This window comes from Algibacter ulvanivorans, from assembly GCF_048381495.1.
Classification (GTDB): Bacteria; Bacteroidota; Bacteroidia; order Flavobacteriales; family Flavobacteriaceae; genus Algibacter_B; species Algibacter_B ulvanivorans.
In genome coordinates this window covers 228,954-249,158 of record NZ_JBLWGD010000004.1, presented here as the reverse complement: position 1 = coordinate 249,158, position 20,205 = coordinate 228,954, and the positions used below count along the sequence as shown (strand labels likewise).

Sequence of the window (20,205 nt, the reverse complement as noted above, 5' to 3'; positions counted from 1 at the left end):
CTCAATGCGTTGGACCTTAAAACCTAAACCTCAAGAAGATAAAGTTAAAACTTTACAAAAAGCACTTCAGGTAGATTATACCATAGCTAGTTTATTAGTACAAAGAGGTATTGAGTCGTTTAATGATGCTAAAGCTTTTTTCAGGCCAAGCCTAAACGAATTACACGACCCTTTCTTGATGAAAGATATGGACAAGGCCGTTGCACGTATAGAGCAAGCTATAAAAAACAAAGAAAATATTCTTGTTTATGGAGATTATGATGTTGATGGTACAACAGCTGTAGCACTAATGTCATCTTACCTTAAAACAAAACACAACTTAGTTTATACTTACATTCCTAATAGGTACGACGAGGGTTATGGCATTTCTTATAAAGGTATAAACTTTGCTTTAGAGAATGAGTTTACACTTATTATAGCTCTAGATTGCGGAATTAAATCTGTTGAAAAAGTTGCCCATGCAAAAACATTAGGTATCGATTTTATTATTTGCGACCACCATAGACCCGCCAAAGAGATACCTAAAGCAGCAGCCGTTTTAGACCCCAAACGAGAAGATTGCCAATACCCATTTAAAGAGTTATGTGGTTGTGGTGTAGGTTTTAAACTTATACAAGCCTTAGCTTCTAAAGAAGGAAAAACTGCCGAAGATTTAACCGAATATCTAGATTTAGTAGCCACAGCTATTGGCGCCGATATTGTACCCATAAATGGAGAAAATAGAGTGTTAGCTTATTATGGTTTAATGGTTATAAATACAAATCCAAGATCTGGAATAAAAGCTATTTTAGATCAGGTTGAAAAAACCGAGTTAACCATAACCGATGTTGTATTTATTGTAGCACCAAGAATTAATGCAGCAGGACGGATGAAACATGGTAACTATGCTGTTACTTTATTAACCGAAGAAGAGCCAGATATGGCTGAAAAATATGCCGCAGAAATTAACGAATATAACTTAGATAGACGTGAAACCGATAAACGCATTACAGAAGAAGCTCTTAAACAAATTGAAGACCAAGAAGAACAGAACCGCCTTACTACTGTTGTTTTTCATAAAGACTGGCATAAAGGCGTTATTGGTATTGTGGCTTCTAGACTAACCGAAACGTATTACAGACCAACTTTGGTGTTTACAAAAAGTGGTAATAAATTGGCTGCTTCGGCACGATCGGTTAGAGATTTTGATATTTATAATGCTTTAGAAAACTGTAAAGAACATATAGAACAATTTGGAGGGCATAAATATGCAGCAGGCTTAACACTAGAGCCCGAAAATTACGAAGCCTTTAAACAAGCTTTTGAAGACCAAGTTTCTAAAACCATAGATAGAAGCTTGCTAACTCCAGAAATTAAGATTGATGCCCAGATCGATTTAAAGGACATTACTCCAAAATTTTATAGAATTTTAAAACAGTTTGCTCCTTATGGCCCAAATAATATGACACCTGTTTTTTTAACAGAAAATTTAATAGATACTGGATATGGTAAATGTGTAGGTGAAGATAAAACACATTTAAGGCTAACAGCTACACAACCAGAATCTAAAAACAGAATAGTTGGTATAGGTTTTGGAATGGGAAATAAATTTAAAAAGATTTCTGAAGGAAAACCCTTTAGAGCAGTTTATTCTATTGACGAGAATGAATGGCGCGGTAATGTAAGTTTGCAATTAAAACTTAGAGATATTAAAAAACAAAAATAGACCAGAATATATAGATTATGGCAAAAATGGACCCTTACGCAGCATTACGTATTAAGGAATTCAATATATTTTTATTATTACGTTTGTTTTTAGTTTTTGGCTGGTCTATGCAATTTATTGTTATAGAGTGGCAAGTTTATAGTATAACTAAAGATCCGCTTTCTTTAGGTATTATTGGACTTATGGAAATTATTCCAGCCTTTAGTATGGCGCTTTTTGCTGGCCATATTGTAGATCAAAAAGAAAAACGAAACCTTTTAGCGCTTTGTATTGCTGCTTTCTCTTTAATTAGTTTAGGGTTGTTTTTGTTAACCACAGATCAGGTTTTGGCTAGTTGGTCAACACAATCTATTTTATATTCTATTTATGCACTTGTATTTTTTGGCGGATTTTTACGCTCGTTTTTTGGACCTATTATTTTTTCTTTAGTGGCATTGTTAGTTCCTAAAAAGGTATATCCAAATGCGGCAACGTGGAGCACAAGTACTTGGAAAACAGCAGCTGTTTTAGGTGCTCTTTTTGGTGGGTTTTTTATAAGCTGGATTGGTGTAGATAAAACCTTATGTGTTGTTTTTGTATTGGTTGTTATTGCTTTTTTTCTAACTTTTTTAATTAAAAAGAAACCTATTTTAAACAAAAAAATAGGCGAGCCTGTTAAGCAAAGTTTAAAGGTAGGAATTCGTTTTGTGTTTCAAAACAAAGCTATTTTAGGGGCGTTGTCTTTAGATATGATTGCTGTTTTATTTGGCGGAACTGTTGCTATACTTTCGGTTTTTGCTCAAGATGTTTTAAAAGTAGGTAGTGAAGGTTTTGGTATTTTAAATGCTTCAATTTCTTTAGGAAGCATTATTACTATGTTTATAACAACATATATTCCTATTAGTAAAAATACAGGAAAAAAATTACTTATAGCTGTTTTTATATTTGGTGTTAGTATTATTGGTTTTGGACTTTCAAATATATTTTGGCTAAGCGTTTTAATGCTTTTTATAAGCGGGGCTGCCGATGGTATTTCAATGATAATTCGTCAAACTATTTTACAGTTAAAAACACCAGACGATATGCGTGGTCGAGTATCTTCTGTAAACTCGATGTTTGTAGGCTCATCTAACGAGCTTGGAGCTTTCGAGAGTGGTTTGGCTGCAAAATTAGTAGGGCCTGTAGCAGCGGTGGTTTTTGGCGGAACCATGACTTTAATTACCGTTTTTACTATTGGAGTTAAAAACCCTGTGCTAAGAGATTTAGATTTAAGGGACGATATGGAGGCTAATGAAGTTGAAGCTTAGTATGTTTTCAATTCCATAGTTTCACCATCAAAAACACCGTATGTATAATACTTAATCCAATCGCCTAGATTAATGTATTTCGAGTTTTTATTTAAATCTATGTTTAATGGTAAATGCCTGTGCCCAAACACAAAAAAATCGCGATGTTTGTTTTCTAGCTTTCGTTTACAATATAGTATAAGCCATTCGTTGTCTTCACCAAGAAATTTTGCATCATCATCACCAGAAATAAGCTTGTTTTTTACCGATAAGTGTTGCGCCATACGCACACCTAAATCTGGGTGCAACCAACGGAATAACCATTTGCAAAAAGGGTTTGTAAACACTTTTTTCATGCGTTTATAGCCTTTGTCTCCAGGACCTAAGCCATCGCCATGCCCTATAAAAAATGTTTTATTGTTAAAGGTGAATTCTTTAGGCTTGTGGTAAACAGGTATATTAAGCTCTTCTTCAAAATAGCCATTCATCCAAAGATCATGATTGCCAACAAAGTAATAAATAGGGATTCCAGAATCCGATATTTCGGCAAGTTTACCAAGCGTTCTAGTAAAACCTTTTGGGATAACGGTTTTGTATTCCATCCAAAAATCGAATAAATCGCCTAAAAGAAAAATAGCAGCGGCATCGTGTTTTATTTCGTCAAGCCAGGCAACAAACTTTTTTTCGCGCGGTTTAGAGGCTTCCATAGTTGGCGCACCTAAGTGATTATCTGAAGCGAAATATATTTTTTTTCCTTTTGGAATTTGCATGCGTAAATATACTAATTCTTGTTAATGCAAAGGTTTTGGTTTTAATATTTATGCGGTTTGATTTTAATACAAAATTAGCGAACTTCGTTTAACTCTTAATATCTAACTTAAAATATTAAAAAACATTTGATAGAAGAAAATTACATTTCTGAATTAAGATTGAAATTTGAAAGTTATTCTCCCATTTCAAACGAATCGTGGCTGTTAATTAAATCTATAATACAATTTAAAACATTACAAAAAGACGAGGTTTTACTTCAAAACGGGCAGGTAGCTAGAAATGTTTATTTTGTGTGTCATGGTGCTTTAAGAGCTTACGTAACAGATACTGATGGTAATATTTATAATAAAAATATTTTTCTAGAAACCGATTTTGCAGGCTCAACGGTTTCTTATCTTTTAAACAAACCTTCAAATTTTACTCTAGAAGCTTTAGAAAACACAACTCTTATTAGTCTTAATTATAAAAAATATAGGCAATTAATTAATAATAATAACGACCTTAAAAATTTCTACATTGCTTATTTAGAAAAAAATTGGGTTATAGATAAAGAAGAAAGAGAGGTGTCTATAGTTATGGAAAATGCAACCAAAAGATATTTAGCATTACGCTCTAAATACCCTAATATAGATAAAAGAATACAACAATTGCAACTTGCTTCTCATTTAGGTATAACACCAACTCAGCTTAGTAGAATTAGAAAAGATTTAAAAAAAAGCAACTAAATCAACATATGTAAATGCCAAAGGTTTACCATTCAAATACTTTTGTCTTAATAAATATTAAACAAGATTATTATGAGTTATATAGACAACCTAAAATGGCGTTATGCAACTAAAAAATTTAATCCTTCAAAAAAAATCTCGCATGAAAATTTAGAACAATTAAAAGAGGCCATTCAGTTATCTGTATCGGCTTACGGGTTGCAATTGTATAAAGTGTTAATTATAGAAAATGAAGTTTTAAAAGAACAATTAAAATGGGCTTCTTATGGGCAAGAACAGTTAACTCAAGCCTCGCACGTTGTTGTTTTTTGTAATTATACTAGTGTAGAGTACAGCCATGTTGATGATTTTATAAATAGAACAGCCAAAGCGCAACGTGTTAATTTAGATAGCCTTATGGGGTATAGCAGCCATATAAAAGGAGCTATTAGTAATATGACAGCAACACAATCGTTTAATTGGACTTCTAGGCAAACATATTTAGCGCTTGGAAATTTACTTAATGCTTGTGCAGAGTTAAAAATAGACTCTTGCCCAATGGAAGGTTTTGAACCTGAAAAGTATAATGATATTTTAGGGCTTACCAATAAAGGTTTAAATGCAGCAGTAATAGCAACTATTGGGTATCGCTCAAAAGAAGACCATGCCCAAAATAGACCAAAAGTAAGAAAGCCATTAAATGAATTGTTTGAGGTATTATGAATCAAGCTTCGTTAATCATGTTAGCTATATTGGGTGGTGTTTTTTTAGCAGCACAAGGCGGCTTAAACGCTAACTTGGGCGTGTTATTAAAAAACCCTTTGTTGGCATCGGTTGTTGCTTTTTTTAGTAGTAGTGTTTTTGCAATAATCCTTGTGCTGCTAAGTACAAAAAGCTTTCCTAATTGGGCAGATGTAAAACAAATACCCACTTACCTTTGGTTTACTGGTGGTTTATTTAGTGTGTTAGGTATTAGTTTATACTACTATACTATTCCTAGAATAGGCATATCTACTATGATATCTTTGGGGCTATTTGGTCAAATAGCATTCTCTATAATTGCAGGTCATTTTGGGTGGCTAAACTTACCAACAGAACCCATAACTTTAAAAAGGGGATTAGGCTTTATTACAATGATATTTGGAATTATTTTAATTAATATAAAATGAAAGAAAAAACAGATTTAATACAGAATAATATAAAGAATTTAACTTCGCTTTGGGCAACAGTTGGTGCTTCCTTTAAAGCTTATTATAAAACACCAGATTTTGAATATTGCCAAATTAAAGACTCAGAATGGCCAAATAGATTATGGTTACATAAACCCATAACGCAAGAGGGCGTTGGTTTAATAAAAGAGAAATTAGCAACGTTTTCAACGAATATAACGTTACCAATTTGGAATGTATATAACCATAAAAAAGATGTTGTTTTAGAAGATTATGGGTTTACTTTAAAATTTGAGCAAGTTGGCATGTTTTTAAAACCAGACAAATATTTTAATGTAAAAGATGATGTAAAAATTAAGCGTGTTACAGGTAGTATTGAAGCAAAAACATGGTCGAAGATATTTATGGAATCTTTTGGGTATCTTATAAGTTTTGAAACTGTTATAAAAACGCTAAAAAATGTGAATTACTATTTAGCCTACCATGATGGCGTAGCAATAGGTACGGCAATATTGCATAAAACAGGAAATACAATTGGTGTACACTCTGTAGGTATACCGCCAGAAGATAGAAGAAGAGGCTATGCAGAGCAAATTATGAGACTACTTATAAATATAGCTATTGAAAACCAAAATGAATATATAGTCTTGCAAGCATCAAATATGGGGAAAGGATTATATTTAAAACTAGGTTTTAAAGAACAGTTTGTTATAAAAAATTATGTTTTAAACAGTTGTATTAAGTAAAAGAATTTTTATTAATTATTTTCAGAAGCAAACCACTCTGCGAAAGAAGTATCGGTTTCTTGAAGTTTTAATGAGTGTAAATTAATGTGTTTTGGTAAACGTTGTTTAATTTTTTTAGCAAAGTCTATAATCATCATTTCGCTTGTAGGTTGGTAATCTACCAGTATAACGTTGTGCCCACGGTTTTGTAGCTCTTTTGCTAGTTCTAAATGCGGTGTATTTTTATTAAATACTGTAGCATGATCAAAAACATCTACAATTTCTTCTTTTACAATTTTTTTAAGGTCGCCAAAATCGATAACCATACCAAATTTTACATGGGTGTTATCAGAAATAGGTTGCCCAATAACAGTAACCGATAGTTTGTAACTGTGCCCGTGTACGTTTTTACATTTTCCGTCGTAGCCGTAAAGGGCATGGCCGGTTTCAAAAGAGAATTGTTTGGTTATGCGAATATTGTTTTCCATTATCTTCTTTTTCTTTTGTTTACAAAGTAAACAATAATTAAAACTAAGCCCAGTATTAAAAACAATCCGTTGCCGCTAAGAAATGACATGATATCCATAATGTTTTTTTATTGTTGTCTTTTTTTTTTATATAAACATGAAATAAGCAAGTACAACAAGAATTACAAAAGGTAGCATGGAGCCTATAAATACTCCTATTTCGTAACCTTTATCGGGTGCGTTTTTAATTTTCTCATCAATATTTATTTGCCTAAGTAATGCAATAAATAAATTCATAAAAGTGTATTGTACTTAATTGCAAAGTTAAGTGTTTTACGCTAGTGGCATAAACATTTTTCTAAATTTTATAATAAGAGGAATGCCTCGGGCAATAATCCAAAATGTAATGGCTATAAATATGGCATATAGTTTATAACCTAAGCTGTCTAGCCAAAATAAAATAGGTATAAAAATAAGGAATGTAGAAAATAGAAGTACATTTCTTAAATATTTCATTTTACCAAGGCCTTTAAAAATACCATCAAAAATAAAGGCAAGTGTACAAAGTGGTTGCATAACAAGTATAATCCAAAAAACACTATAAAAAGCATTTAATACTTCTGGCTCTTTAGTAAAAACACGACCAATTGGGTAATAAAATAGCGCACCAATTATGCCTAATGCAATACCAATTAAAACACCATATTTTATAAGTTTGTTACTTAAATCTATTAGTGTTGTATATGCTTTTGCGCCATATAATTTCCCCGATAAAATATTTCCAGCACTAGCATAGCCATCAACTATAAAAGCACCTAAAAACCATAAATTTATTGTTATAGTGTAAGCGGCAATGTATTGTGCACCATAACTAGTAGCAAAGGCACTAGCATAATATAATGTTACGTTTAAAGCTATGGTTCTTATAAATAAGTTAAGAATCATTAAAGTAAAACGTTTTATTTCAGGGTTAAAAGGAAAGCACGGTTTTAAAGGGATATTTGTTTTTTTAAGCAGAAAGTAAGCAGAAAGTACTGCCATTAAAATTTGTGCAATAACACTTGCATAAGCTGCACCTTCTATATTTAAAGGGGCTATATAGTTTTTAATACCATATACTAAAACAAAGTCTAGAGCAATGTTTGTAACAGCGCCAATAATGGCAATAACCATAGGGTAATAGGTGTTTTGTAAGCCGCGAAAAGCACCAAAAACAGCAATAGTAAATAACGTAAAAGGAAAGCCTAAAACACGTGTTTTATAATAAATTACCGTATAATCTAAAATTAAACCCGATGCGTTATAAAGTTTAAAAATTTGATTAGCAAAAGGGTAAGTGCTAAATATAATAAGAATGCTTAGCGATGTTATTATAAAAATAGCTTGAGCAGGTAGGTTTTTAATTTCATTTAATTTGTTAGCTCCTACGTATTGAGATACAATAGACGAAATAGCACTTCTAGTTTGCCCTAACACCCAAATAAGCATAGAAATAAAAGTTGTAACTATACCAACAGCAGCTAAAGATTCGGTAGCATTAAAATTAATATTTCCTACAATAGCAGCATCTGTTAAAGATAAAATAGGCTCTGAAACTCCAGATATTAATGCAGGAATAGCTAATTTGTTAATATGTTTTAAGCTAATGTTTGTGTTTACCATACAAGTTCATAACAATGAAAAGGGTGTTTACTTTGTTTAGGGAAAAATATATCGCCTAATTTTTGGTACCCGCGGAGTTCATAAAATTTTTGATTTCTTTTGTTTTGCGAAAACGTATCTAATCTAACCGATGTAAATTGGTTGTCTTTTGCGTAAGCTTCTGCAAATGTTATTAATTGTTGTGCATAGCCTTTACCTTGAAAATCTGGATGAACAGCTAATCTATGAATGTAAATATTATTTTCATTTGGTGTTAACCAATTAATTGGGATATACTCTTTATCCATAAATGTAGATATAGTAATACAACCTATAATTTTATTTTCAATAATTAAAACGTATAACGCTTCGCTTTCTGCATCTTTTAAAAAAGCCTGTTTATTAGGGTAAAATTCATTCCATTGGAAAATATTTTTACCAATCATGTAAGCAGCACATGCTTTAGTAATTTCTAAAATACTATCTATATCGTTACTTGTTCCTTTTCGAATCATATAAATGTTTTACTTTTGCTTCAAATTTATTGTAAATTTACTTTTTAAACTTAATTAGTTATGAAGAATATTTTAGTACCAGTAGGATCGTCAAGAAATGCACTAAGCCATTTGCAGTATGCTGTAGATTTTGCTGAAGCTTTTGGGGCTAAACTTTTTGTTGTACAAGTGTATAACGTTTACACTAAAGCTGGTACTATGATAAAAGTAGACCAAATTATAGAAAGAGAAAGTAAAGCTTTTTTAGACGATTTAGTTTCGCAATTAAACACAAAAAATGTTGAAGTAATTGTAAAAACCTTTAAAGGTAAACTAATTGATACTTTAGAGTTGGCTTGTAAAGCTGCAGATGTTGATTTGGTTTTAATTGAGCCAAGAACAAACTCTATTAAAGATGAAGTGTATTTAGGCAAAACATCAGGTAAAATTATTAAGCAAATGGATGTGCCTGCACTTATTGTTCCTGAAGGTTTAAAATTTTCTAAACCATCGAGTATTTTAATGGCAATAAAATCGGCAGTTATTAAAAAGGAAAAGGTTTTAAACCCACTTAAATCCATCATAGAAAAATTTAATGCTACGGCAAGCTTGCTATTAGTAAAAACACCTTTTTATAAAGTGGATGATTTTGATGTAGATAGCGAGCTTAAATCGCTTGTAGATAATATAACAAAAACCGAAAACGCTACTACTTTTCAAGGTGTACTTTTACATTTCGAATCTCATAATCCAGATATGCTTTGTGTTGTTAGACGTAAACGAGGATTTTTTGCTAAAAAATGGGAGAAAAACACTATTTTGAAAAAAGATTTTCATAGTAATGTACCTGTTTTAGTTTTAAGTGGTTTAAAATAAGAAAAAGGGGATGTAGCTCAGTTGGCTAGAGTGCTTGACTGGCAGTCAAGAGGTCACGGGTTCGAATCCCGTCTTCTCCACTAAAACAAGGTTTTAAAAAGGAATTCTCTTTTTAAAACCTTGTTTTATTATATATTATACTTTAATATTTTAAGCTCGCTGTTTTTGTTTAAAATAATAAAATGTAGCTGGTTATTAATTATAATTTTTTTAATAGCTTTTGCTTCTTCATTATTAAAATAGCTAGAATCGTTTTTATACTGAAGTACTCCAGCTTTATTACCTAGTAAAATGTAACCCGTAGCGGCATCGTAACGAATGGTTTCTACTTCTGCATCATAAACATTTCCAACGCCAAAAACATCTAAATAGCCATCGTTATTAAAATCGTACGTTTCAAAGCTTAATGTTGGGCTAAACTGTGCTTGTTTTGGTAAGTTTTCTACACTAAAATTACCATTGCCTTTATTTTTTAACACAAAAGAAGTAAAGTTATGTGCTTGAAAATGATATGCTTTTTCTAGATTTTCTTTTCCATATATATCTGGTAATGTAGATAAAGCAAAATCTTTATATGTTTTTAATTTATCATTAATAAAAGGGGTTTGTTGAGACGAACATTCTTTACCTCGTACCGGAATTAAATCGCCAGTTTTAGATACTTTACTTAATACAATATCAAATGTTTTGTTATTATCAAAATAATTAGCATAAATATGAAGAGGCTTGGCTTTTGTTGGATGAAATTTATTGTTTTCGCCCCAATTTCCTATTATATAATCTGGTAAACTATCGTTATTAATATCGGTTTCTTTAATGGTTTGATACCAGCCATTATTTGTTAATCCTAAAATTTCCTTTTTATAAAAAGTATTGTTTTCGTTTTCAAAAAATAGTACAGACATCCACTCGCCAACAAGAATTAAATCTAGGTCGCCATCTTGGTCGTAATCTGTAAAAACAGCATCGTTAATTATAGCTGTGTATGCTAAGTCTTTAATTTTTAACGTTGTTACATCTTTAAAATAACCATTATTGTTTTCTAAAAGAAACGATTGTTGTGCTAATGGGTATTTACCATGTTTTACCCCTCCAGCAATAAAGACATCTTGATCGCCATCGTTATCAAAATCTGAAAATATTACTTTTTTTGTGTGGTTTAAATTTTCAAAAAGTTTTGTTTTTTTTAGTTTGCCTTCACCATTGTTTATATACAGTCTGTCTTGAAGTAGTTTGTTGCCATTGTTAATTTCGTACCCTCCTGATGCTACATATAAATCTAAATCGTTATCATTATCAATATCAACAAACTGGGCATCGGTATCTTCAAAAATGCGCTCAGTATTAAATAAACTTTGGTTGGTTTTTGTAAAGGTGCCGTTTGTGTTTTGAATGTATAAAGCAGCCGTTTCATCTTTAGCATTTCCAACAAAAAAATCGTCTAATCCATCATTATTAATATCGCCAATTGCTAAAGCCGAACTTTTTTCAGATTGTTTTTGTGGTAATAAGAGTTGTAAGTTAAAATCGTTATAATTATTTTCTTTTTGTTGAAAATGAATACCAATTTCTTCTGGAGGGATAGTTTTAAATAACGGTTTTGTTACAGGTTTTAAGTGTGTTTTTTTATGCGAGTTTTTAAAAGAAATAGTTACTGTTTTATTTACATTCAGGTCTTTTATAATTTGTTGATTGTGGTTTGGCCAATACACTATAAGGCTATCTATTGTTTTTATGTTTCCTAAGCCAAAATGTAAATTAGTTGTAACCGAAGATTGATAGCCCCTGCTTAAAAAAAGTGTTTTAGATTGCTGTAAATTTTTAGCAAATACTTGTACGGTGCTACCAATACCATTTATGTTTTTTTGAGGGCCTTTTAGTTTTATTGTAATAAAATTATTTGTTGAGTTATTTTTATAAATTGAAGCTTCTTCACTTTGGTTGTTTAATATAATATCTAAATCGCCATCGTTATCTAAATCGGCATACACAGCTCCGCTAGAATTTATTTTTTTATTAAAGCCCCAGTTTTTTGTTGTGTTTTTAAAGGTTAGGTTTTTATTATTTTGAAAGCTGTAATTGCTTAATTTAGCCGATGGCATCATGTTTATGGCTTCATTTAGCGATACTTTTTTTCGGTTTTGAATGTTGGTTTTCATTTGATGTCTAAAATCTTGATTAGAAAGATCATGCTCAATACCATTGGTTACAAATACATCATTAAAACCATCGTTATTAAAATCGGCCAATAAAGGCGCCCAACTCCAATCTGTTTTGGCTATACCAGATAATTGTCCAATTTCATTAAAAGTACCATTACCATTGTTAAGCTGAAGCATGTTAGACATGTATTGATAATGATAGCCGCTATTTACCAATAAGTTAAAATTACTTGTGCTCATGGTTGCCATGTTTTGCTTACTACGAATATGATCTTCGGCTAGCATATCAAGCACTAATAAGTCTGGTTTTAAGTCGTTATTAATATCAACATAGTCGGATCCCATACTATTGGCAGATAGGTGTTTAAATCTAGTTAAAGCTTCGTCTTTAAACGTGCCATTGCCTTGATTTATGTACAAAAAGTCGGGTTCTAAAAAATCGTTAGCTACAAATATATCTGGTAGAGTGTCATTATTAAAATCGCCTATAGAAGCACTTAATCCCCAAGCTTTATTTTCTATACCTGCTTGTACGGTTACATTAGTAAATTTGCCGTTGTCGTTTCTAAATAATTGATCGGAATTATAGGGTTCTTTATGGTTTTGAACTAAAGGGTTTATGGTTGTGTTGTTTTGAAAATCTTGACGATGATTTACCAAATACATATCTAAATCTTCATCATTATCATAATCAAAAAAATAGGCTTGAGTAGAAAAACCAAAATGGTCTAGCCCATAATTTGCGGCTTCTTCTTTAAACGTGTTATTTTTTTGGTTAATAAATAGCTTGTTTTTTCTATGGTTATGGTTTTTTAACGATCCAGATTTGCAAACGTAAATATCTAACCAACCATCGTTATTTATATCTACCATTGTTGTTCCTGTGGTCCAACCAATACTATCGGTAGTGTTAGATTTTATGGTAATATCTTCAAACTTAAAATCTCCTTTGTTAAGGTATAGTTTATTAGAGTTTTGGTTGGATGTAAAGTATAAATCTTCTAATCCATCATTATTAATATCGCCAACAGCTACACCTGCACCGTTATAAATATAAGCGTAGTTTATAAAGTTAAAGTATAAATTTTCTTTTACTGTATTTAAAAAATGAATATTAGTTTGGTTATTATTAACTAAGCTAAATAAGGTTTTTGGTTTTGTTTGTTTAGATTCTTTGCATGCATTTAATACAAAAGAAGCAATAACTAAATAGATTTTGAATGTTAAGTTTAAATGTTTAATAAACGTTTTCAAAGTTTTAATAATTTGTGCTTTGTTGTTTAATTATATTTTCGATTGGGCTTTTAATAAAACTAGAGGCTTTTAATCCTTTTTTACTAAGCGCTAATTGTATATAATCTTGTGCATAATAAGCTATTGAACCAACAAAATGTAAAGGTACCGTTTTTAATTCTTGACTATATAAAGCAATATGGTTGTTTACAAACGTAGACATGCCGTTTATTATTACTTGTTTTATAAAAGGGTGATCTTCATTTTTAAACAAAAAGCGTGCAAAATTGGCCAAATATTTATTTGGTGTATCCGATTTGTAAAGCCTTTTTATAATTTCTTTTTCTTTTAAGTTATAATCTTTCTCAAATAAAAGACGTAACTCTTTGGGCATTTGTTTGTAATAGTAGGCTTTTAAAAGCGCTTTGCCAAAATAGTTACCGCTTCCTTCGTCCATTAAAATATAACCTAATGCGGGCGATTTTAAATGTACTGTTTTTCCATCATAATAACAACAATTAGATCCTGTTCCTAAAATACACACTACAGCAGGATCCTTTGTAGTAGCCATTACTGCAGCCATTGTGTCTTCGTTGGTATTGGTTTTAGCGTTTTTAAAAAACGACTTTAATATGGCATTAACTTTATTTTGATTTTTTTTTGTACCACATCCTGCTCCAAAAAAATGAATATCGGTTACTTGATTTCTGTACAGGTTTAGTTCGGTACAATTTTCAATAACGTTATAAAACTTTTTTTTAGTTAAAAGCGCAGGGTTTAAACCTTTAGTTTTTACTTTAATAGGCTGTGTTTCTTTGTCTTTACAAAGTATCCAGTCGCATTTTGTTGAGCCGCTATCTGCTATTAAAACCATATCGATATTATTCGGTTAAATGATTTTCGGTATAATTTACTAAGGCATTTAGGGCGTTTATAATTACGACTTCAGTATCAACAAATGGTTGTTTTAATATTTCAATATTGCTTTTTAGTATTTGTAGGTTTTTGGTTGAAATATTTTTGCTCTGTATAGCTGTAGAAAGTATTGATGCAGTTTCAGATATATGTTTAGATAATTTTTCTAAAGGATTTATTTTCGGATTTTTTTCAAGTTTAGAAAAGTTATTGTAGTTATTAGACCATTTATTTAAATATGATAAAACTAAAGATGCATTATCTTGATTTTTTATATAACTAAAAGCACTTTGGTTAAAGTTTGAAGCATCTTGGGCATTAACTACACAGGCATCGGCAAAAAGGTTAAATGGCGAATATGTTTTGTATTCAATGCCATCTTTATTGCGTTTATATATTTTTAAAGGTTCGCAAATTTTAGATAAATCGATAAGTGATGAAACATCTTGATTGTTGGTCATGCTTCTTAAAATAACATCTCTGTTTTTAATATGAGTAAGCCCTAATTCTTCTAGTTTAAAAGAAACATCGTTAAGACGTTTTTTCATGTTAATAATGTTATTAATTTCTTTAGGCGACCAAAAACGTTCTGCAATGGCGGCCGTTCGTGGCCAAATTCTTGAATCTATAGTTTGTGGAGTAACTAGTTCGCTCCACATGGTAACTTCGCCACCTAACACCCTTAATCGTTCTTCTGGTGTTAATTTTACATTACCAATAGGATCTACTACATAGTGTTGTTCTACAGGTTGCATTCTGTCTATATAATACCCATTAGATAGAACGGTTTGGTATCCTTTTTTAGCAGCTTCAATTAAGGTGCCTCCTTTTGGGAGTCCTTCGTTTTCGCCTCGCCACGAATGAATTACAGAGCTGGTGGGCATATTGGGTGTCATAATTTCATCCCAACCCATTAATTTTTTGCCTAATTTATTTAGAATTTTTTCAAGTTTTATATTAAAATAAGTTTGCAAATCGTGGTTGGTTTTTAAACCATGTTGTTTTTTAAATTCTTGAATTTCTAAATTTTCATCCCAATGTTTACCTTCGTTTTCATCGCCTCCAATATGAAAATAATCATCTGGAAAAAGCACAACCATTTCTGTAAAAAGTTGTTCTAAAAAGTGGTAAGTAATATCTTTTGTTGGGTTTAAAGTGGGGTCGAAAACACCAGAATATCGTTCTATAGCATATTTGTAACCCTCTTTACTACCTAATTTTGGGTAAGCAGTTAATATAGCAGAAGCATGGCCTGGTACATCAAATTCTGGAATAACACGAATACCTAAATTATTAGCATAGGCTACAATATCTTTAACTTGCTCTTGGGTGTAGTATAAACCATCTGATGCTAGTTTGTGTAATTTTGGATACACTTTCGATTCTACACGAAACCCTTGGTCGTCTGTTAAATGCCAATGAAAAACATTCATTTTTACAGAGGCCATAGCGTCTAAATTACGTTTTATAACATTAATAGGGTGGAAATGGCGCGATACATCAATCATTAATCCACGCCAAACAAAACGAGGTGCATCAGAAATATTTACACCAGGAAAGTAATAATGAGATTCGTTGTTTTTTGTAAGTTGTAAAAGTGTTTCTAACGCTCTAACGGCTCCTACATCTGTTTGGGCATTTATGTTAATAGATTGGTTGGTAATATCTAGAGTGTAATATTCGTTAGTTTTAATATTAAGTTTCGATATTTCATTAAACGTAATATTTATGTTTCCTTTTTTGTTAGTAATAGGGAAACCTTCATTTAAAAACACACCAGTTCTGTTACTTAAACGTCTTAAAAAATTAACAGCGGCATTGCTAACCCGTCCTTTATTTTTAGGATGAATTGAGATTGTAATGTTACTATCAATTATAAACTTATTATTGTTTTCTTTAATTTCTTTTGGCCAAGGCATTAAATTATATGTTTCAGATAACATATTTTGAGAGTTAACGCTTGTGTTAAAAAAAGCAAGAAGTATGAGAGTTAATATAATTTTGTTCATATAAGTTTAAGTTTTAGAAAAGGTGTGTTAGTTTATTTTAACATACTTTTCTATAATTTTACGTTTTATTCCTGCGGCTTTAATTTCTTCTGTACCAGATTGAATTAAGGTGTCGCCTTTAAACATAATAGTAAAAGGGAACTTGTGATTTTTAATGGCTTTAACAGATGTAAAACTTAAGGTTTCTGTATAGCTATTACCTTTTAAAGTGTATGTGCCAGCTCCGCCATAAAAATTTTTAGAGTTGTTGTTATCTTGGTTAAAAAATGAAAAATGATTATCGTTAATAATTTTTATAAATGTTGTATTTGTTAAATCTTTTATTTTTAGCGAGTCGTTTTCTATGGTTTGTGCGTAAACCATTTTCCATGATCCGATTAACTTGTTTTTGTTAGAACAGTTAAATAAAATAGAAACACAAAAAAGCAGTAATAGGTTTTTCAATACTTTATTTTTTAAAAATGATAACGTTTAAAAGCTTCAATAGCAGCATAATCGGCTAAGCCTAAGTCGTTATATTTTTTTGCTGTTAATCTGTTTCTGTCTTCAACGCGCACCCAAAACTCTCTAGAATCGTCGCCTTGAAACATAACGCCATCTTTTTGAGATTGATGATAAAAAATAGCATGTCTTTTTTTAAGTACTTGGTCTGGGCTCATTGGCACAGCCATTTCTATTTGATGCGATTCCCATTCGTGCCATGCACCACGATATAACCATACCCAGCAATCATCCATATACGTATTATGTTTTAACTGCTCTAAAGATGTAAATAAAGCATCTAAGCATACTTTGTGAGTGCCGTGAGGATCTGCTAAATCTCCTGCAGCATAAATTTGATGCGGTTTTATAGCTTCTATTAGGCTATTTATAATAGTAATATCATCATTAGAGATATTATTCTTTTTTATGGTGCCTGTTTCGTAAAATGGTAAATCAAGAAAATGAACATTTTCGTCGTTTAATCCTAAATATCTTGTTGCAGCTAAAGACTCGCTTCGCCTTATTAAACCTTTTAATTGGCGCACTTCTTTAGAATCAATATCATTATCTGTTTTTAATTTTAAAAAGTTAATAATGCTATGAGTGTCTTGGCAATTAGGGCATAAAGTTTGCGTGATTTCGGCAAATTTTAATGCTTCTTCGTCTGAAACCGCAATGTTTCCTGATGTTTGGTAAGCTATATGCACATCGTGCCCTTGTTCTACCAATCTATCAAAAGTGCCGCCCATAGAGATTACATCATCATCTGGGTGAGGACTAAAAATAATAACTCTCTTTTTAGGAATATTAGCGCGTTCGGGTCTGTTAGAATCGTCGGCATTAGGTTTACCTCCAGGCCAACCTGTAATGGTGTGCTGGAGTTTGTTAAACATTTTTATATTTAAATCGTAAGCTGTGCCTTCTTCAGTAAGTAGGCCAGACATACCGTTATTATTATAATCTTTATCTGTTAATTTTAAAATGGGTTTGTTTAAAAGTTCTGAAAGCCAAACAACAGCTTTTAGTTTTAAGTCTTCATCCCAAACACAAGATGTTACTAACCAAGGTGTTTTTACACGAGTTAATTCGGATGATGCGCCCTGGTCAATAATAAACGTAGTGTTATTGTGGTTTTGCAAATAGGTTGCAGGAACATTAGATGTTATATCGCTTTCAATAGTTTTTTTTAGAATTTCTGCTTTATTGGCTCCCCAACCTAAAAGTACAATACGTTTAGCACTAAGTACGGTGCCAATACCCATAGTAATGGCTTTTCTTGGTACATTATCAATGCCTAAAAAAGCGGGTGCGGCATCAACCCTTGTAATGTGATCTAGGGTTATACTTCTTGTTCCTGAATTTTGGTGTGATCCAGGTTCGTTAAAACCTATGTGCCCCGTTCTGCCTATACCTAGAAGTTGAAAATCTAAGCCTCCAACAGCTTTTATTTTCATTTCGTAATCAACACAAGATTGGTATAGATTTTCTGTACTAACTTTACCGTCTGGTATGTTAATGTTTTCGGGTAGAATATCTATGTGATTAAAAAGGTGCTCGTGCATAAAATAAAAATAACTTTGAATGTTATTTTTATCCATTGGGTAGTATTCATCTAAGTTAAAAGTAATAACATTGGCAAAACTTAACCCTTCTTCTTTGTGTATTCTAATAAGTTCTTCGTAAACTTTTATAGGAGATGAGCCTGTGGCTAAACCTAAAACGCAAGGCTTATTTTGGCGTTCTTTTTCTTTAATTAAGCTGGCTATTTCTTGGGCAACTAGTATAGAAGCTTCTGTAGAGTCTTTGAAAATTATATTGTGTATTTTTTCAAAACGTGTTTCTTCAAATTTTCCAGCTTGTGTGTAAGTTATATTTTTAGGGTCTGCAATTTTCACAATAATGCTATTTTATAGTTAACAATTTTTAAGTTAAAGCAAACGAAAAACCTAGGTTTTTCGTTTGCTTAACATCAAACTAAACTTAAACTAATTTCAACTTTTGATATTAAAAATTAGGTCCTCCAACATCCCACCATAAACGAGTTCCGCCATGATCTGGGCCGTTTAAATAGCTAACAGCAGTTGCTACATTTTCTCCATTTGTATTTACTTCGCTTTCAACAAAATTTATTCTTCTTACTTGTATGTTTGTGTCTATATCACCGCCGCTATTATTAACCACTACAGGAAATATTCTTGGGTATCCTGTGCGTCTAAACTCACTCCAAGCTTCTTGTCCGTCGGGGAACATAGCTATCCATTTTTGGGTAATAATTTGCTCTAACTGTTCTTCGTTGGTGCCAGCATCGTTATATGCTATTTTTACATCGCTTGCATAAGCAATGTTGTTAGTGGCGTTAAGTGCATCTACAAAATCTGCTGGTGTACTGGTATTATCTGCTAGGTAAGTATCTGCTCCAGATATTCCATGTTGAGCAAACGATGCGGTAACTCCAGCTTCGTAATTGGTTTTAGCATCGCCAGCTCCTGTCCAACCTCTTAAAGCAGCTTCAGCTTTTAAGAAGTGTACTTCGGCAGCAGTCATCCAAGTTAAAGTTTCTCCATCAATAACGCTTCCTATAGAGGCATGATCGCCATATTGACTCTTTGCAGTAATATCAATACCCATTCTAATTCCTTTATAATCTCCTGCCAATGATGCATCAGCCGAAGGGTTAAAGTAGGTTTCAATTCTATCGTCATTATAACCGGTTAAGATCGATTCCATTTCGGCTCCCATTCTAACATCTCCCCAAGATCCGCTAATAACAGTAATTGGATGAGGGAAACCTGTATTAATTACCATATCTGTACTTTCCATTAAACCTGCATTACTAGATAACGAAAGTTCACCTTGAGTTTTTGCAAGTGTTGGGTTTACTTTAGATACTCTAATGGCTAAGCGTAACCTTATGCTGTTTGCAAATTGTCTCCATGAAGCTATATCGCCAGCAAAGTTAGACATATCGAAAGGTGCAAATTGGCCTTCGCCTTCAAAGGCTTCTAAACCATCAATAGCAGCTCCTAAATCGTCAAAAAATGCTTGGTAAGCAACATCTTGTGGGTCGTACTCTCCAGTTGTAGCAAAATCGTTAAATTTTGTATAACGAATTGGTCCGTAAATATCGGCAACACGATGCATGCCTGTTACTTTTATAATATTAGCTAGGTGAACAAACTTAGTACCATTTGCATCTCCACTTAACTCTACTGCATTTTTCACATTTAAAGCTTGTGGCATTACATTTCCGTAAGCATCGCTCCAAGGGAAACCATTCCATCCATCAACTAATGCATAGGTTTGGTTGTTTACATTTCCTGCAAAAGGTGTTGGTGCAGTCATGTATCCAGAAAACACATCGCCCATAAGGCCTTGTTGTAATTGGTAATTCCATGCTGGTGTTACATTAAACACATTTAAAAACATGGGGCCAAACTCGTTACCAACATTGTTGTTCATTTGAGTTAAACTCTCCTCTGAAATACCATGAGGGTTGGTGTTTGTTTTTTCAAAATCGTCTGTACAACTAGCTAAACTAATTGTTATGAAAGAAGCTAGTACGTATTTATATATATTTTTCATTTTT

18 protein-coding genes and 1 tRNA gene are annotated in these 20,205 nt (G+C 32.1%); 8 read left to right on the top strand and 11 right to left on the bottom strand.

What is annotated here, in order from left to right; translation table 11 throughout:
• Positions 1-4 precede the first annotated feature (4 nt).
• Entirely contained in the window at positions 5-1,705 is a 1,701-nt protein-coding gene (gene recJ, locus ACNG5D_RS11570) for a single-stranded-DNA-specific exonuclease RecJ (RefSeq protein WP_418183679.1), read from the top strand.
• Positions 1,706-1,722: 17 nt separating this feature from the next.
• The gene (locus ACNG5D_RS11565; RefSeq protein WP_418183678.1) at positions 1,723-2,991 is read left to right on the top strand and encodes an MFS transporter; all 1,269 of its coding nucleotides are present in this window, start codon (positions 1,723-1,725) and stop codon (positions 2,989-2,991) included.
• On the opposite strand, the gene ACNG5D_RS11560 is transcribed toward ACNG5D_RS11565, so the two are convergent.
• Positions 2,988-3,740 carry a UDP-2,3-diacylglucosamine diphosphatase gene (locus tag ACNG5D_RS11560; protein ID WP_418183677.1) on the bottom strand — a complete coding sequence of 251 codons (753 nt, stop codon included), beginning with the start codon at positions 3,738-3,740 and terminating at the stop codon, positions 2,988-2,990. The genes ACNG5D_RS11565 and ACNG5D_RS11560 overlap by 4 nt on opposite strands.
• A gap of 126 nt (positions 3,741-3,866) precedes the next feature.
• Here ACNG5D_RS11560 and ACNG5D_RS11555 point away from each other — a divergent pair, with 126 nt between their 5' ends.
• From ACNG5D_RS11555 to ACNG5D_RS11540, 4 genes are all read left to right on the top strand, one after another.
• A complete protein-coding gene (locus ACNG5D_RS11555; RefSeq protein ID WP_418183676.1) occupies positions 3,867-4,466 on the top strand; it encodes a Crp/Fnr family transcriptional regulator in 600 nt (199 codons plus the stop codon).
• Positions 4,467-4,538: 72 nt separating this feature from the next.
• Positions 4,539-5,168: an NAD(P)H-dependent oxidoreductase gene (locus tag ACNG5D_RS11550; protein WP_418183675.1), complete on the top strand. Its 630-nt coding sequence runs from the start codon at positions 4,539-4,541 to the stop codon at positions 5,166-5,168.
• Positions 5,169-5,185: 17 nt separating this feature from the next.
• Complete coding sequence (locus ACNG5D_RS11545; protein WP_418183674.1) at positions 5,186-5,614, top strand: DMT family transporter; 429 nt, start codon at positions 5,186-5,188, stop codon at positions 5,612-5,614.
• Positions 5,611-6,360: a GNAT family N-acetyltransferase gene (locus ACNG5D_RS11540; protein WP_418183673.1), complete on the top strand. Its 750-nt coding sequence runs from the start codon at positions 5,611-5,613 to the stop codon at positions 6,358-6,360. Before ACNG5D_RS11545 ends, ACNG5D_RS11540 begins: the two co-directional genes overlap by 4 nt.
• Positions 6,361-6,371: 11 nt before the next feature.
• Here ACNG5D_RS11540 and ACNG5D_RS11535 read toward each other — a convergent pair whose 3' ends face one another.
• The 4 genes from ACNG5D_RS11535 to ACNG5D_RS11520 form a co-directional block, all read right to left on the bottom strand.
• Entirely contained in the window at positions 6,372-6,827 is a 456-nt protein-coding gene (locus ACNG5D_RS11535) for a 6-pyruvoyl trahydropterin synthase family protein (protein ID WP_418183672.1), read from the bottom strand.
• A gap of 126 nt (positions 6,828-6,953) precedes the next feature.
• Positions 6,954-7,103: a hypothetical protein gene (locus tag ACNG5D_RS11530; protein WP_418183671.1), complete on the bottom strand. Its 150-nt coding sequence runs from the start codon at positions 7,101-7,103 to the stop codon at positions 6,954-6,956.
• 36 nt (positions 7,104-7,139) lie between these two features.
• Positions 7,140-8,468, bottom strand: a complete 1,329-nt coding sequence (locus tag ACNG5D_RS11525; protein ID WP_418183670.1) for an MATE family efflux transporter — start codon at positions 8,466-8,468, stop codon at positions 7,140-7,142.
• Entirely contained in the window at positions 8,462-8,962 is a 501-nt protein-coding gene (locus tag ACNG5D_RS11520) for a GNAT family N-acetyltransferase (RefSeq protein ID WP_418183669.1), read from the bottom strand. The genes ACNG5D_RS11525 and ACNG5D_RS11520 overlap by 7 nt, the downstream gene beginning before the upstream one ends.
• Before the next feature lie 60 nt (positions 8,963-9,022).
• On the opposite strand from ACNG5D_RS11520, the gene ACNG5D_RS11515 reads away from it, so the two are divergent.
• Both ACNG5D_RS11515 and ACNG5D_RS11510 read left to right on the top strand, forming a co-directional pair.
• Positions 9,023-9,817: a universal stress protein gene (locus ACNG5D_RS11515; protein ID WP_418183668.1), complete on the top strand. Its 795-nt coding sequence runs from the start codon at positions 9,023-9,025 to the stop codon at positions 9,815-9,817.
• 6 nt (positions 9,818-9,823) lie between these two features.
• Positions 9,824-9,897, top strand: a tRNA-Ala gene (locus ACNG5D_RS11510).
• Between the two features lie 48 nt (positions 9,898-9,945).
• Here ACNG5D_RS11510 and ACNG5D_RS11505 read toward each other — a convergent pair.
• The 6 genes from ACNG5D_RS11505 to ACNG5D_RS11480 form a co-directional block, all read right to left on the bottom strand.
• Positions 9,946-13,233, bottom strand: a complete 3,288-nt coding sequence (locus ACNG5D_RS11505; protein WP_418183667.1) for a VCBS repeat-containing protein — start codon at positions 13,231-13,233, stop codon at positions 9,946-9,948.
• Between the two features lie 4 nt (positions 13,234-13,237).
• A complete protein-coding gene (locus ACNG5D_RS11500; RefSeq protein ID WP_418183666.1) occupies positions 13,238-14,086 on the bottom strand; it encodes an N-acetylglucosamine kinase in 849 nt (282 codons plus the stop codon).
• Between the two features lie 7 nt (positions 14,087-14,093).
• Positions 14,094-16,136, bottom strand: coding sequence for a beta-N-acetylhexosaminidase (locus tag ACNG5D_RS11495; protein ID WP_418183665.1), 2,043 nt, complete (start codon positions 16,134-16,136; stop codon positions 14,094-14,096).
• 27 nt (positions 16,137-16,163) lie between these two features.
• Positions 16,164-16,580: a hypothetical protein gene (locus tag ACNG5D_RS11490; protein ID WP_418183664.1), complete on the bottom strand. Its 417-nt coding sequence runs from the start codon at positions 16,578-16,580 to the stop codon at positions 16,164-16,166.
• 11 nt (positions 16,581-16,591) lie between these two features.
• Positions 16,592-18,520, bottom strand: coding sequence for a glucosamine-6-phosphate deaminase (nagB, locus tag ACNG5D_RS11485; RefSeq protein WP_418183787.1), 1,929 nt, complete (start codon positions 18,518-18,520; stop codon positions 16,592-16,594).
• A 103-nt stretch (positions 18,521-18,623) separates the two neighbouring features.
• Complete coding sequence (locus ACNG5D_RS11480; protein ID WP_418183663.1) at positions 18,624-20,201, bottom strand: RagB/SusD family nutrient uptake outer membrane protein; 1,578 nt, start codon at positions 20,199-20,201, stop codon at positions 18,624-18,626.
• Positions 20,202-20,205: the final 4 nt, after the last annotated feature.